Here is a 14,119-nt window from a genome sequence, read left to right as displayed (position 1 = left end):
TGGACTCTTAAGAAGCTCTTTTTGCCGCATTCATATCTTTTTCAATTTTAATTTGGGCATCAATAATTCCAACAACATCAAGAATTAATCCGATACTTCCATCTCCTCTTACTGTTGCAGCTCCAATACCTTGAACACTTCTAAAGTTTTTATCAAGAGGTTTTACAACTACTTGATGTTGATTTAAAAATTCATCAATTGATAAAGCAACTTTAGTATTTCCTGATTTTACAACAATTAACATACCATCTTCTAATTTTTCAAAACTTTTTTGTAGTCCAAATAGTTGGTGAAGTTTAACTACAGGAATAAACTCTTCTCTTAACATTAATAAATCTTGTGTTCCATCACCAATCTTTTTAATCATATCAGCTGTCGGTTGTAAAGATTCAACAATAGAACTAAGAGGTAAAATATATTTTTGTTCTCCAACTCTAATATCAAGTCCATCTAGTATTGCAAGAGTTAAAGGAAGCATAATTGTAATAACAGTACCTTTCCCAAGTTCAGTATCTAATTTTATAACTCCACCAAGTTTATGGATATTTGTTTTTACAACATCCATTCCTACTCCACGACCTGATATATCAGTAATTTGGTCTGCTGTTGAAACACCAGCTCCAAATACTAAAAGAGCTTTTTCATTATGTGACATTGAGTTATATTGATTTTCATCAATTTGGCCTTTTTCTAGTGCTTTTTGTGCAACTCTTTCACTATCAATACCTTTACCATCATCTTCTATAGAAATAATCATTTGCCCATTTGCTTGTTCTGCAGAAATACTAATAGTTCCAGTATCATTTTTACCAGACTGTATTCTATCCTCTGGCATTTCAATTCCATGGTCTAAAGAGTTTCTAATAATATGCATTAAAGGATCAGTTAATCCCTCAATCATAGCTTTATCAATTTCAACATTATCACCATAGTGTTTAAATTCTACTTTTTTACCAAGCTTTTTAGAGATATCTCTTACAACTTTTGGAAATTTAGAATAGATTGAATCCATAGGTACCATTCTAATACTCATAATACTATCTTGCATATCTCTAATATGTCTTTCTAAAAGTTCAAGTCTTTCTAAAACAGGACCTCTTGTTTTTGTATCTTCAATAGTTGATGAGAATTGAGTAAGCATTGCATTTGTTATAACTAAATCACCTACATTAGTCATTAATAAATCAATTTTATCTAAATTTACTCTAATACTGTTATTATTATTTGAAATAGATTTTTTAGATTCATCTTCATTATTATTTTTAACTCTTCTTGTTGTAGATGTAGGAGTTTGTTTACTGCCATCAATAGATTTTTCTACTTTAGCATTTTTATTATTATCTTCTATATCATTTGTTTTCATTATTGCATCAGGAGTTATTTTTGGCATATCATCAAAGAAACCAAAATTATCTTTACTTTCATCAATTTTAAATTTACTATCATCAGTATTATTAGATTTTGTTTCTAAATCATCATCATAAAATCCAAAGTTTTTATCATCTATCTCATCATCAGCAAAAATACCAAAAGGCTGATCTTTTCTATCTCTTTGATTATTTAAATCATCACTGAAAAAGCCAAAACTCTCTTTTTGTGAATTATCTACTACTTCAGATTTTACTGCTTGCTCTTTTTTTACTTCTACTGGTTGTTCACTTTTTACTACTGTTCCACCATTTGAATAGGCTCTAATCTCTTCTAATAAAGAAGTTGTCATTTCAGTGAATTTTTCTCTAGTCATTTGTTCAGCAACTTCAAGTTCTAGAATTTCTTTCATAACATCCAAACCATCAATAAGCGTTTCGGCCATTTCTGGGATATACTCAATTTTATGACTTCTAAGTTTATCCATTAGATTTTCAACATCATGAGTGAATTCTGCAAAATATGACAATTCAACAGAGGCTCCACTACCTTTTAATGTATGAACATCACGGAATAATTGCCCCATTTCATCATCTGTTAGTGTACCATTGTTTTCAGCTTCTAATAAAACATTATCTGCAGACTCAAAAAGCTCTACAGCTTCTTCTAAAAACATCTCTCTATATTTAGAAATATCAAATGACATATCAAGTTCCCCCTATTTTATCTACTTAATACTATATTTACGGCTTTTAATAACTGATCAGGAACAAATGGTTTAACAATCCATCCTGTTGCACCAGCTATTTTACCTTTTGCCTTCATCTCATCACTTCGTTCTGTTGTAAGAACTAAAATTGGTATTTTAGAGTAATGAGGAATTTTTCTAAGCTCCCCAATTAGAGTTAATCCATCCATATTTGGCATATTAACATCTGTAATTACTAGATCAAAATTTGTAGTTTTTGCTTTAGCTAGACCATCTACACCATCTACAGCTTCAATAACATCTGTATAACCACCCTCATTTAAAGCATAGTTTAACATATCTCTTAGCATAGTTGAGTCATCTACTATTAAAAGCTTAGCCATATAAAACCCCTTAGATTTCTTACAATTTAAATTTTTACTATCCTATCATAAGAATTATTAATTTAAAATTATATTTCTTTACGATAGCTTACAATATAGGACTATTGTTTAATTCATTCCAAGTTCTATTCTATCTTTTTGAACTTTTAGAACTTTTATTTCTATTTCTTGACCAATACTTAAAACATCACTTGCTTTTTCAACCCTTTTATCAGATATTTTAGAAATATGTAATAATCCTTCTCCACCTTTTGATAAAAGAATAAATGCTCCAAAATCAACAACTCTTTCAACTCTTCCTGAAACAACTTCATCTACACTATAAAGTTTTTCAAAATCTATATTTTTAGATTGAGATTTAGAAGAGTTTGAATTATTAACAAGATTTTTTATAAATTCACAAGCATCATTGATTTTTTGCTCATTTTCACCACTTACTTTTACAATACCATTATCTCTATCTAAATCAATACTTACAGAATATTTTTCAATGATTTCTTTTATAGTTGCTCCACCTTTTCCTATAACTACCATCATTTTTGATGAATCAATTGAAAATTCTTCTACTTTAGGTAAAGCCTTACTTGATACAATATCTTTTGAAGCTTCTTCCATTATAGCTAGAATATGTTCTCTTCCTTCTTTTGCTTGAAGTAAAGCTTCTTTTAAAACTTTAAGCTCTATTCCACCAAGTTTTATATCCATTTGTAAAGCTGTAATCCCATTTTTTGTTCCAGCAACTTTAAAATCCATATCTCCATCATGATCTTCTAATCCCATAATATCTGTTAATACTGCATAGTTAGAGTCTTCAACAACCATTCCCATAGCAACTCCTGCAACAAGATCTGAAATTGGAACTCTAGCTGCTTTAAGTGCTAATGAACCTCCACAAACAGTTGCCATAGAAGAAGAACCATTTGATTCTAAAATTTCAGATACAATTCTTATTGTATCATTGAAATTTTTGTTTATTGTTGATTCTAAAGCTTTTTTAGCTAAATTCCCATGTCCTAGTTCTCTTCTTCCTACACCAAAAATTGGTTTTGCTTCTCCAACAGAAAATCCTGGAAAGTTATAATGTACCATAAAGTTTTCCATAGAAGTTGATTTATCTGTTAGTACTTCATACATTTGACCATCTTTAGCACCAGCTAATGTACCAATAACAAGTGCTTGAGTTTCTCCTCTTGTAAATAAACAAGATGAGTGAGTTGAAGGTAAAATATTAGTTTCAATAGATATTGGTCTAACATCTTTAAGACCTCTTCCATCAGCTCTTACTCTATCTTTTACAATCATAGTTCTTACAATTTCTTTTTTTACAATGCTTACTGCTTCATAAATTGTATTAAACTCTATTTCATTTAAAATACAATACTCATTTTTTGAAATCATTTTAGCAACATCTTTTAATTGAATTGCTCTTTCACTTTTTGCTAGTTTTTTGATAGCTTCTTTAATCTCATTTGAAAAATTATCTCTTACATAAGATATAATTTTTTCATCAATAGTAAACTCTACAAGTTCAATTTGAGCTTTTTCTTTACAAGCCTTTTCAAAACCATTTTCATAAGTAATATTTGCTTCTTTTAAAGCATCTTGAGCAAAAGATATAGCATCAACTAAATTATCTTCAACTATTTCATTTGTTTTATGTATTTTTTCTTCTATTGATGAAATACTTTTCATTTCTATCATCAATAGTTCATCTTTTGAACCAGCAACATATAAATCTAAAGTAGAATTATTCAATTCTTCTTGTGTTGGATTTACTATGAGTTTATTGTTTATTTTACCTATTCTTACCCCACAAACAGATTTTTTAATAGGTAAATTTGAAGTATATAATGCAGCATTTGCAGCATTTAAAGATAGTGTTTGTAAATCAACATTCTTATCTGCACTTAAAACCATAACAGTTATTGTTGTTGGATATACAAATCCTTTTGGAAAAAGTGGTCTTAAACTTCTATCAATAACTCTCGAAGTTAAAGTTTCAAAATCATTAGGTTTTCCTTCTCTTTTTACAAATCCTCCAGGTAATTTTGCTGCTGCATAAGTTTTTTCAATATATTGAACTGTTAATGGTGTAAAATCTTCACTTACAGGATTGTCAAATTCACAAGCAACAGTTGCTAAAACCACTGCATCCCCTACTTTTAATAAAGCTGAACCATTCGCTTGTTTGGCTACTTTATTAAACTCAAAAATTTCTTTTTTACCATTTAATTCAAATTCGCATGCTATTGTCATTTTTTTCCTTCATTTTTAATTCTTTCAATATCTTCAAAAGTTAATTCTTCTAAATTATCATAATAGTAATTAGATTCTATATAGTGATCAAGTTTTTTTATATAGTATAAATCATCAGTAATCCTATCAACTGTAGCTATGCTAGCTGTTGATAAAATTGGAGTTGCAACACTTAAAGATTTTACCTTTTGATTAATAATTGTTTTTATACAAGCCATCATTACTAGGCCAACATTAATATCTTCATCAATAATTAAAACATTTTTTCCAAGTAAGTTTTGGAATTTCTCACCCTTTCTAAATCTATTTGCTAATATTTTAATATTATTATCATATATTTCTTTTGACTGTGAATAAATTGCATCTAAATTTATATCAAAAGCTTTTACTAATTCTTCATGGATTAATACTTCTTCAAGTTCAGTAACTACTGCTATTTCACAATCTTCATTGTTTGGTGCAAATATTTTTTGACTGAACATAATATCAAAATCTGCATTTAAAGCTTCTGCTATAATTTTAGCCATTTCATAACCACCATAAGAACAACCTATAACTATCCATTCTTCTAATTTCATACTATCAACTGGTAAAACATCAAGTAGTTGTAATGCAGCTTCTTCTCTATTTTTAAAGAAAATCTTATCTTGATTCATTATCTGCAACTTTATATTTTTGTCTTATTCCACCTACTGGTTTTAACGTTAAAACTGCATAAACTATAGTTTGTTCATGGCTATCATATTTTGTTCCACCACTTTTATAACTACTTCTAGGAGTAATCTCTTTTTCTAATTTTAAGTCTAAATTCCAACAACTATCATCTATATTTAGAGTTATTCCTTGTTTATTTCTTAATTTTTCTTCTAAGTTATAGTTTTCATAGTAACCAATAGAATAATCTTTTGATATTTTATATGAAGTACTTACTCTATAAGATTCTAGATTATCTCTATTATTAAATTCATTGTTAGTTTTTTTTGTTTTATAATATCCAGCACTTAAAGTAAATTTTTCATAATTAAAACTATTGTCTATACTTGTTTCAACAATTTCATTATCATCCATATTATAAATAACTTTTCCAGAAATAGATCCAAAGTCATGATTAACTTTTACAAAATTTTCATAATCTTGAAATTTAGGATCATCTAAACTATCGTAAATTATTGATTGTTTCATTCTGTGATTAATAAACTGTTGTAAACTATCTCTATCATAAATTGATTGGTTTAAAGTCAAATTTATAGTTTTATTATCTTGAATTGTTGGAAATGCTGATAATTCATTATATTTTAAAGATTGATCCTTATCTATAGTAATACCATATAAATCCCCATCTTTTTTTAAATTTTTTGGAATATCATAACTTGCATCTAAATTAATAGTATGAATATAGTCTTTATATGGTTTTATTAAATCACTTCCAATTTTAAAAGAAGTTATATTTTGTATTAAAGTACCATCTTTATAATCTAAATTATTTATAGAATTAGAATAATTATATTGATTTAATGTTGTTTTATTTTCAACACCAATATATAAATAGTCATCTAAAATATTTTTACTATAGCTCAGAGGAACACTAAGTTCATAAATTTCTGCATTTAGACCTTTTTCTCGTGTAAAATTATAATATTTAGAATCAAGTGAATATAAAAAGTTTTCTAAAAATAGCTCTTTATTATAAGAGTGAAAATGAAGTTGTGGTATTTCTTGTAGAGTTTCACTATTTGATTTTTGAGAAGCATCTTTATAATATTTAGCATAAGCACCAGCGTAATAATTTGGAGTATTATAGAAATAATTAAATTTTGATTCAACTTTTTTGTCTGTACCTAGTAAATCAGTATCTCCATCTCTTAATGTTACATATTCAATATCATTTAAAAGTCTAATTGATGTAAAAATTCCATCTTCATGGTTTCTTGTACTTGCAAAAATCTTTCTTCTTTCATAATCTAAATCTAAACCAAAATGCTCACTATTTTCAAGATTTTCTTTTTCTCTATAATTCTTTTTTTCTTTAAAATAACCTGTTTTAATTTTAAGCATAGAATTAGGTGAGTCTGCATATCTAAAATTTGCATAACTTCCATATCCTCTTAATGCTCTAATTTGAGGAATTAATTCTATATCATAATTATCAGCTGGTGCTATAAATATAGGTTGAGAATACAAAAAACCTTCATTGCTTGAATAACCTAAAGTTGGGAGTAATAGACCTGTTCTTCTAGTCGTATCTGTAGGAAATCCAAAATATGGAAGATAAAAAATAGGAATATTTTTAACATAAAGTCTAGGATTATAAGCATTTATCCACATGTTTTCTGTATCATAATCTGCACTTGAAGTTCTAATACTCCAAATTGGATCAACACAATCACAAGATGATATAATAGAACCATCCATATTGATTATTTCTTTATTTTTATTAGCTTCTTTTGCATTTGTCCAAATATTTGAAGGTGTATCAAATAAAAATACTGGATCTTGATTTATAATTTCATTATTCAAGTCCATATATGCGTAATTACTTTGTGTTTGTACTCTATTTTCTTTTATAATTAAAACATTATCAAAAAGTTCTATAATCTCTTTTTCTTTATTATAAACAAGCTTATCTGCACTTAAATAATAAGTTGGAGAATATGCTACAACATTTCCAATAGCAGTAATTATATTGTCTTTTGAATCAACATTTTTTGCAACTAACTTTAATTTTTCATTATTTAGTTCTTGTGCACTTAAACTTACTTCAAAAAAAACTGAAGCTATAACTAGAGAAGCTACTATTTTACGCATTTACTACCAACGTATTACCTGTGAAATCATGAAAAGTTCTTCTTCCATTATTAAAAAATCCTATTATAAAACCTATATAATAAAATAGTTCAGATAAAACTCTTCCCACAGCTCTTAAGAATGATTGGAAAATTGTAACTCTTCCCCATTGATTAGCATCTATAACTCTTATCTTTGTGACTCTTTTTCCAATAGTAGCTCCATAATACCAAACAAAAAATGTATGATATATAACTTTTAATATCATTAATGGAACTAAAATATTTTGCATAAAGCTTAACATAGCTTCATTATCATCCATTATAGAAATAATACTATCCCAATAAACAAACATTATTAAAAAACTTACAATGAGATCATCTATTACAAAAGCAAATGCTCTTGAACGCATTGAAGCTAGTTGAAGATTTTGATTGTTTTCTTGCATATTTAATTCTTTAAAGCTTGATATGCTATATCAGATCTAAATTTTTTACCATCAAAATGAACTTCTGAAGATAACATATATGCTCTATCTCGAGCTTCTTTTATTGATTTTCCAGTTCCAACACAAACTAAAACTCTTCCTCCTGTTGCTAAAAGTTTTCCATCTTTTTCTTCAACTCCAGCAAAAGATATATGAGAATTATTCAATAATTCTTCATCTATAATATTGTCAATAGTAATAATAGCTGGTGCAGATGAACTATATGGATAGTTTGCACTGGCCATTACAACGCCAACACAGAACTCATTTTTTATTTTGATATCTAGTTTATCAAGTTGTTTTGTTGCTCCATAATAAAATAATTCAGAAGCTTTTGATTCTAAAAGTGGCATTAATATTTCACATTCAGGATCTCCAAATCTCACATTATATTCTAAAACTATTGGTTCACCATTTACAACCATAACTCCTATAAATAAAACACCTTCATAAGGAGCATTTTCTTGTTGCATACCTTTTAAAGTCGGCTTGATTACTCTCTCTTCGATTTTTTTATAAATATCATTATTTACTAAAGGAGTTGGAGCATAAGCACCCATTCCTCCAGTATTTGGTCCAGTATCTCCATCTCCTACTCTTTTATGATCTTGAGCTGCTGGTAAAACTTTGTAATTTTCTCCATCACAAATTGCAAAAACTGATAATTCATAACCATCTAAAAATTCTTCAACTATAACAGTTTCTCCAGCTTCTCCAAAAGAAGTTCCATCTAACATATCACTTACTGCTTTTTTTGCCTCATCTTTACTTTGAGCAATAATTACACCTTTTCCTGCACAAAGTCCATCAGCTTTTACAACAATAGGAGTTGAGTTCATACTGTCTATAAAACTATTAGCTTCATTTTTACTTGATGTTTCTATAAATGCTGCTGTTGGTATATTATATTTTTTTAAAATATTTTTCATATAAGCTTTAGAACCTTCTAATTTTGCAGCCTCTTTAGTAGGTCCGAAAATTACAAGATTATTTTTTCTAAATATATCAACAACACCATCTACTAAAGGAGCTTCTGGCCCTACTATAGTTAGATTAATATTATTATCCTTAGCAAAAACTGCTAATTTATCATAATCATTTATATTAATATTTGTTCCTAAGCTTGAAGTTGCACCATTTCCAGGCATAAAAAATAGTTTATGAGATTTCTCTTTATGTAAAGCTAAACCTATTGAGTATTCTCTTGCTCCACTTCCAAGTATTAATATATTCACGATTTTTCCTTTTTTTAATTATAAACCCAAGTAGTCGTTAACCATAAAGATGGCCCTAAAAGCCAGTTGTAATACAAAGAGCATACTTTAGGAGCAAAAACATAATGAATTGCTACACACTATACGACTACAATTTGTATAAAAGTTATATTATCGGACCCGCAAGTAATGGAAATCCCGAACTACTTAGAAGTTAAGATTTTATCAAAAAAAGTTTAAAACAGAGTTTAAGTTAACTTTTTAGTGCTAGCTTTACACACTCTTCAACACTTGTTGATACACTTATTTGATAATCTATATTCTTTGGAAGATATAAAGCTGTTGTTTTACCAATAACAATAGCTTTAAAACTACTATGCCAACTATATTTTTTAAAAAAACATTCTACACTTGAAGGAGATGTAAAAATAATTGTTGAATTTTCTTCTAAAATAATAGGTTCTTTTTTATTGCAAGTTGTTTTATATGCTACAATTTCATCTATATTTATACTATTTTCTCTTAAAATATTTGGTAAATTAGATACTGTTTTTAAAGCTTTTATATATAAAACTTTTTTATTCTTTAAATAAGGTATTAACTCATAAGCAAAATCATTTCCATGACCACTATTTCCGATAAAGGAAATATTTGCATTAAACTTTTTAGCAATATCTGCTGTTTTTTGTGCAATTACATAAGAAGGAATATCTATCCAATCTTGAGTATTTTTATTTAATGATAAAATTGCATTTTTTGAAGTAAAAACTAAAGCATTATATTGTTTTATATCTATATCGAATTTGAGATATTCTATTTCAAAAACTTCTAAATTCTCAATATTTTCAAATTTCTGATCATTTAATAAATATATTTTTTTCATTTAATTTATCTTTTTTATATAATTTATTGCATCATCAAGACTACTATATATTTTAGTTGATTTAAATAAATTAGATTTATCAATATTTATAACTCTTTTTTTATGTCTGTATTTTAAAATTAAAATAAGTTCAATATCTTTTTCTTTAAATTTTTGAATAATTTCTTCAAGTTTAAAAATAGCAGATATGTCAAGAATATGAATATTTTTACAATCAAGAATAACTATGGAATGATCTTTTAATCTATCTAATGTATTATCTAAACTATAAGCTGTACCAAAAAATAAAGAACCTTTTACTTTTACTATATTTATATCAAAGTGTTTATTATGATCTTCAATAGATACTTTTGAAGATCTGGTTTTCATTTGTGTACTTCTTGACATTTGATAAACTGCTAATACAGATGATATAGTAATTCCTACTCCAACAGCCATTATTAAATCTACAAAAACTGTTAAGAAAAATACAGTAAACATTATAATTAAATCTTGTTTTGATACTTTAGTAATAACTTTTAAAAACCTATAATCAAGAATATCAAGTCCAACTTTAAACAAAATTCCAGCAAGTAACGCTAATGGTATTTTAGAAGCAAGAGGTGCTAATATTAGTACTATTAATAAAAGTGTAATTGCATGTACCATTCCAGATAGATTTGTTGTTCCACCATTATTCATATTTACAACTGTTCTCATAGTAGCACTACTACCTGGAATTGCACCGAATAAAGAACAAAGAGTATTTCCAACTCCTTGTCCAATTAACTCCTTTTTAGAGTTATGTTTTATTCTCATTCTTGAATCTACTAAAACTGAAGTTAATTGTGTATCAATAGAACCTAAAACAGCTAAAGTTATAGCAAAAGTTAATATTTCATTTAATCTATAAATATCAAATGTAAAAGGTAAATTAAAATCTGGAAAACTTTGTGGAATTTCCCCAATAGTTAAAACTTCAAAGTTAAATAAAATAGATATTGTTGTTACTAGAAATAATGCTATTAGTGGAGCTGGTACTATTTTAGATATTTTTTTAGGAGTAAAAAAAACTATTGCAATAGTCATAATGCCTATGCTAAAAGCTTGATAATTTATATTATTTAAAGTATCTAAAAAATTAGTTAAAATATATATTATTGAGCTACTAGATTCTGCACCTAAAAATGGATTTATCTGTAATATTATTATAATAACACCAATTCCACACATAAATCCAGATATAATAGGATATGGAATGTATTTTACCCATTTACCTAAATCAACTATACCAAAAATTATTTGTATAATACCAGCACAAAGTACAACCATCATAACAGAAGAAAAATCATTTGGAAATGATAGAACAACAGCTGCAAATACTACTGTCATTGGACCAGTTGGACCTGATACTTGAACAGGTACACCTCCTAAAAGAGCAGCAAAAAAACCTAATATAATAGCACCCCAAAGACCAGCACTTGCTCCTGCCCCACTTACAACACCAAAAGCTAAAGCTAATGGTAGTGCAACAACAGCAACAGTTATTCCAGCTAAAATATCATTCTTAATTCTAACTTTATTCAAGAATATTTTTCTCCCTATGTTAAAGTAAATTACCTTTCTAAATACTCTTCATCACCTATTCTATCATTTTTGCCTCTAGCAATTATATGAATTGGTGTTCCTTCAAAATTAAATTGGTCTCTTAAAAAGTTTACTAAATATCTTTTATATGAGTAGTGTAAAAGTTGTGGTTTATTCATAACAAGTGCAACCCTTGGAGGGCGTGAACTAAACTGTGTAGCATAATATATTCTTAAATATGCTCCATTTGGACTTGGAAGAGAGTGTCTTATAACAGCTTCTTCTATAACTTTATTTAGTTGTGAAGTTGGGATTCTTTGAGTATAGTTTTCAAAAATTTCTACTATTTTATCTTTTAATCTTTCTATACTTCTTCCTGTCTTTGCTGAAACTGCAATAATTGGTGCATAAGACAAGAATCTAAATCTTCTTCTTATCTCTTCTTCTATTTTTTGGAAGGTATCCATATTTTCATCCCATTTGTTTAGTACTATTATAGTTCCTAATCCATATTCATCTACAAGCCCTGCTATTTTTTCATCTAAATCTGTGAGTTCTCTTGATGCATCAAGCACAACTAAAGCAACGTTTGCACGTTCAAGCATCTCTTTAGTTCTCATTAAAGCAAATTTTTCTATTCCTTCAATACTTCCTCTTCTTCTTAAACCTGCTGTATCAACAAATGTAATTTTTTTATCTTTATATTCATAAGTTTCATCAACTGGGTCTATTGTTGTTCCTGCAACATCAGAAACAACAGATCTTTCTTCTCCTAATAAAGCATTTAGAATAGATGACTTTCCAACATTTACACGACCTATAATAGCAACATTTACTAAACTATCATCTATTATTTTTTCATCTTCTATTTCTTCTAAAATTTCTGTTGAAAAATCATCTTCATCATCTATATATCCAAATTCATCTTCAAGTTCTTTTCTTCTTTGTTCTTCTTCAAGTCTTGCTATTGTTTCTGGATTTTCTGGTAAATGATTATATATCCATTCTATTAATGATTTTGTACCACGGTTATGAGAAACAGATATTCCAAAAAGATTTTGTTCATCTATCCCAAATTCAAAAAATTCCCATAATCTTTCTAACTCTTTATCATTATCTATTTTATTTACAACCAAAGCTAACTCTTTTCCTAATCTTTGAAGTTCATAAAATAATTCTTTATCTTTGTCATCAGGTATATTTTTACCATCTACTAAAAATAGTACAATATCAGCATCTTTTGCAGTTGTTATTGCTTTTCTTTTAACATTTGAAAATATTGCATCATTTGTTTCATCAATACCACCTGTATCAAGTAATAATGCACTTCTATCAAGAATTTCTATTTCATTTTTTCTAACATCTCTTGTTGTTCCTGCAATATCTGAAACAATAGCAATCCTTTTATTCGAAAGTCTATTAAAAAGTGATGATTTCCCAACATTTGGTTGCCCAATTAATGCTATTTTTTTTAGTTTATTCATAAATCTTTAAATCCTATTTTTTTATAAATCAAAAAAAGGTATTAGCAAAAAAATGCTAATACCTTGAGTTTTTTCAAGTTATACATTAGTATAGCCCAAATTTGCCTTCAACTGAAGTTTTATACAATACTCTCATATTGTCATCTTTATCATAGAAAACTTTGAATTTTGCAGTTGAATTTTTAAGATCAACAAGTGCTTCTTCAATATCTATTGGTTTATAAGAAGTAAGTCTTACTGGTATTATCTCATCTTCAAATTTTTCAAGTTCTTTTGCAATTTTATCTTCAGCTTCATTTATTACAATTTCACTCAGTTTAGTAGCTTTATGAGCTGCTATTTTATCATGATGTCTTCTTAAAACTTTAGAAACTCTATCAACTGCAATATCAATAGCAGCATATAAATCTTTATCTTTTTGACTTACAACAACTGTATCAATATTTGCAATATTTAAAGTGAACTCAAATGTAAACGATTTTTTACCTTGTTTATCATCTGCAGAGATAGTAGAAGTAACAGAAATAATATCTAAATTATATTTTTCAAACGTTTGGATAGAACTATTTACATAATCCTTAATTGCATCTGTTAATTTAATGTGTCGTCCTACAATACTTGTATTCATAACATACTCCTTTTAAATGATTTATTTATTCTAGCATAAATTTGCTTTTATTGTAAGATGTATTTTTGGTAAAATATTTCTATAAAAGTATTAAGGATAAATTAATGGAAATATTTACGATTTTTGTTTATATTGTACTATTTATAATTGTTTTGATTTTAAGCTTTTCTAGCATAAAGTATTTTATTACTATGTGGAAATTTAAAAATAAAAAAAAAGATGGAAGTGAAGATAATAAATTTAAAAGATTTGATTAAGATTTATTTTAAAATAAGAGCTTTATTAAATATATTGTTAAAAAATATAGTATATATAAATTTTTAATCCCCTAAAAGCTCTTATTTATTATATCTTGTT

General features: G+C 27.2%; 12 protein-coding genes. 1 reads left to right on the top strand and 11 read right to left on the bottom strand.

The features are described from left to right. Nucleotides 1–7: 7 nt before the first annotated feature. The 11 genes from ALANTH_RS06470 to hpf all read right to left on the bottom strand — a co-directional run bounded on the left by ALANTH_RS06470 (nt 8) and on the right by hpf (nt 13,762). The gene (locus tag ALANTH_RS06470; protein WP_026804399.1) at nt 8–2,074 is read right to left on the bottom strand and encodes a chemotaxis protein CheA; all 2,067 of its coding nucleotides are present in this window, start codon (nt 2,072–2,074) and stop codon (nt 8–10) included. Nucleotides 2,075–2,091: 17 nt separating this feature from the next. Next, nucleotides 2,092–2,460, bottom strand: a complete 369-nt coding sequence (locus ALANTH_RS06465) for a response regulator (protein WP_026804398.1) — start codon at nt 2,458–2,460, stop codon at nt 2,092–2,094. A gap of 108 nt (nt 2,461–2,568) precedes the next feature. Further along, nucleotides 2,569–4,716 carry a polyribonucleotide nucleotidyltransferase gene (locus ALANTH_RS06460; protein ID WP_026807816.1) on the bottom strand — a complete coding sequence of 716 codons (2,148 nt, stop codon included), beginning with the start codon at nt 4,714–4,716 and terminating at the stop codon, nt 2,569–2,571. Then, nucleotides 4,713–5,372, bottom strand: coding sequence for a phosphoribosyltransferase family protein (locus ALANTH_RS06455; protein WP_026807815.1), 660 nt, complete (start codon nt 5,370–5,372; stop codon nt 4,713–4,715). The genes ALANTH_RS06460 and ALANTH_RS06455 overlap by 4 nt, the downstream gene beginning before the upstream one ends. Beyond that, nucleotides 5,359–7,521 (bottom strand): LPS-assembly protein LptD, encoded by a 2,163-nt coding sequence (locus tag ALANTH_RS06450; protein ID WP_026807814.1) that lies wholly within the window; start codon nt 7,519–7,521, stop codon nt 5,359–5,361. Before ALANTH_RS06450 ends, ALANTH_RS06455 begins: the two co-directional genes overlap by 14 nt. Further along, a complete protein-coding gene (locus ALANTH_RS06445) occupies nt 7,514–7,948 on the bottom strand; it encodes an RDD family protein (protein ID WP_026807813.1) in 435 nt (144 codons plus the stop codon). The genes ALANTH_RS06450 and ALANTH_RS06445 overlap by 8 nt, the downstream gene beginning before the upstream one ends. A gap of 2 nt (nt 7,949–7,950) precedes the next feature. Then, the gene (gene purD, locus ALANTH_RS06440; protein ID WP_026807812.1) at nt 7,951–9,222 is read right to left on the bottom strand and encodes a phosphoribosylamine--glycine ligase; all 1,272 of its coding nucleotides are present in this window, start codon (nt 9,220–9,222) and stop codon (nt 7,951–7,953) included. 232 nt (nt 9,223–9,454) lie between these two features. Beyond that, nucleotides 9,455–10,084 carry a uroporphyrinogen-III synthase gene (locus ALANTH_RS06435; RefSeq protein WP_026807811.1) on the bottom strand — a complete coding sequence of 210 codons (630 nt, stop codon included), beginning with the start codon at nt 10,082–10,084 and terminating at the stop codon, nt 9,455–9,457. After that, the gene (locus ALANTH_RS06430; RefSeq protein WP_026804391.1) at nt 10,085–11,650 is read right to left on the bottom strand and encodes a SulP family inorganic anion transporter; all 1,566 of its coding nucleotides are present in this window, start codon (nt 11,648–11,650) and stop codon (nt 10,085–10,087) included. Between the two features lie 29 nt (nt 11,651–11,679). Further along, nucleotides 11,680–13,134, bottom strand: a complete 1,455-nt coding sequence (der, locus tag ALANTH_RS06425; protein WP_026807810.1) for a ribosome biogenesis GTPase Der — start codon at nt 13,132–13,134, stop codon at nt 11,680–11,682. An 85-nt stretch (nt 13,135–13,219) separates the two neighbouring features. Then, entirely contained in the window at nt 13,220–13,762 is a 543-nt protein-coding gene (gene hpf / locus ALANTH_RS06420) for a ribosome hibernation-promoting factor, HPF/YfiA family (protein WP_026804389.1), read from the bottom strand. Between the two features lie 104 nt (nt 13,763–13,866). On the opposite strand from hpf, the gene ALANTH_RS06415 reads away from it, so the two are divergent. Further along, a complete protein-coding gene (locus ALANTH_RS06415; RefSeq protein WP_162830428.1) occupies nt 13,867–14,019 on the top strand; it encodes a hypothetical protein in 153 nt (50 codons plus the stop codon). The last annotated feature ends 100 nt before the right edge of the window (nt 14,020–14,119 follow it).

Origin of the sequence: Aliarcobacter lanthieri (assembly GCF_013201625.1) — a bacterium.
Classification (GTDB): Bacteria; Campylobacterota; Campylobacteria; order Campylobacterales; family Arcobacteraceae; genus Aliarcobacter; species Aliarcobacter lanthieri.
Note: the sequence above shows the minus strand (reverse complement) of the source record. Positions and strands in the feature narration are given on the sequence as shown.

Excerpts from the sequence above, each read along its gene's own strand:
- ALANTH_RS06460 (WP_026807816.1), bottom strand. The coding sequence starts at position 4,716 with ATGACAATAGCATGCGAATTTGAATTAAATGGTAAAAAAGAAATTTTT.
- hpf (WP_026804389.1), bottom strand. The coding sequence starts at position 13,762 with ATGAATACAAGTATTGTAGGACGACACATTAAATTAACAGATGCAATT.
- ALANTH_RS06465 (WP_026804398.1), bottom strand. The coding sequence starts at position 2,460 with ATGGCTAAGCTTTTAATAGTAGATGACTCAACTATGCTAAGAGATATG.
- ALANTH_RS06470 (WP_026804399.1), bottom strand. The coding sequence starts at position 2,074 with ATGTCATTTGATATTTCTAAATATAGAGAGATGTTTTTAGAAGAAGCT.
- der (WP_026807810.1), bottom strand. The coding sequence starts at position 13,134 with ATGAATAAACTAAAAAAAATAGCATTAATTGGGCAACCAAATGTTGGG.
- ALANTH_RS06415 (WP_162830428.1), top strand. The coding sequence starts at position 13,867 with ATGGAAATATTTACGATTTTTGTTTATATTGTACTATTTATAATTGTT.
- ALANTH_RS06445 (WP_026807813.1), bottom strand. The coding sequence starts at position 7,948 with ATGCAAGAAAACAATCAAAATCTTCAACTAGCTTCAATGCGTTCAAGA.
- ALANTH_RS06455 (WP_026807815.1), bottom strand. The coding sequence starts at position 5,372 with ATGAATCAAGATAAGATTTTCTTTAAAAATAGAGAAGAAGCTGCATTA.
- ALANTH_RS06450 (WP_026807814.1), bottom strand. The coding sequence starts at position 7,521 with ATGCGTAAAATAGTAGCTTCTCTAGTTATAGCTTCAGTTTTTTTTGAA.
- ALANTH_RS06435 (WP_026807811.1), bottom strand. The coding sequence starts at position 10,084 with ATGAAAAAAATATATTTATTAAATGATCAGAAATTTGAAAATATTGAG.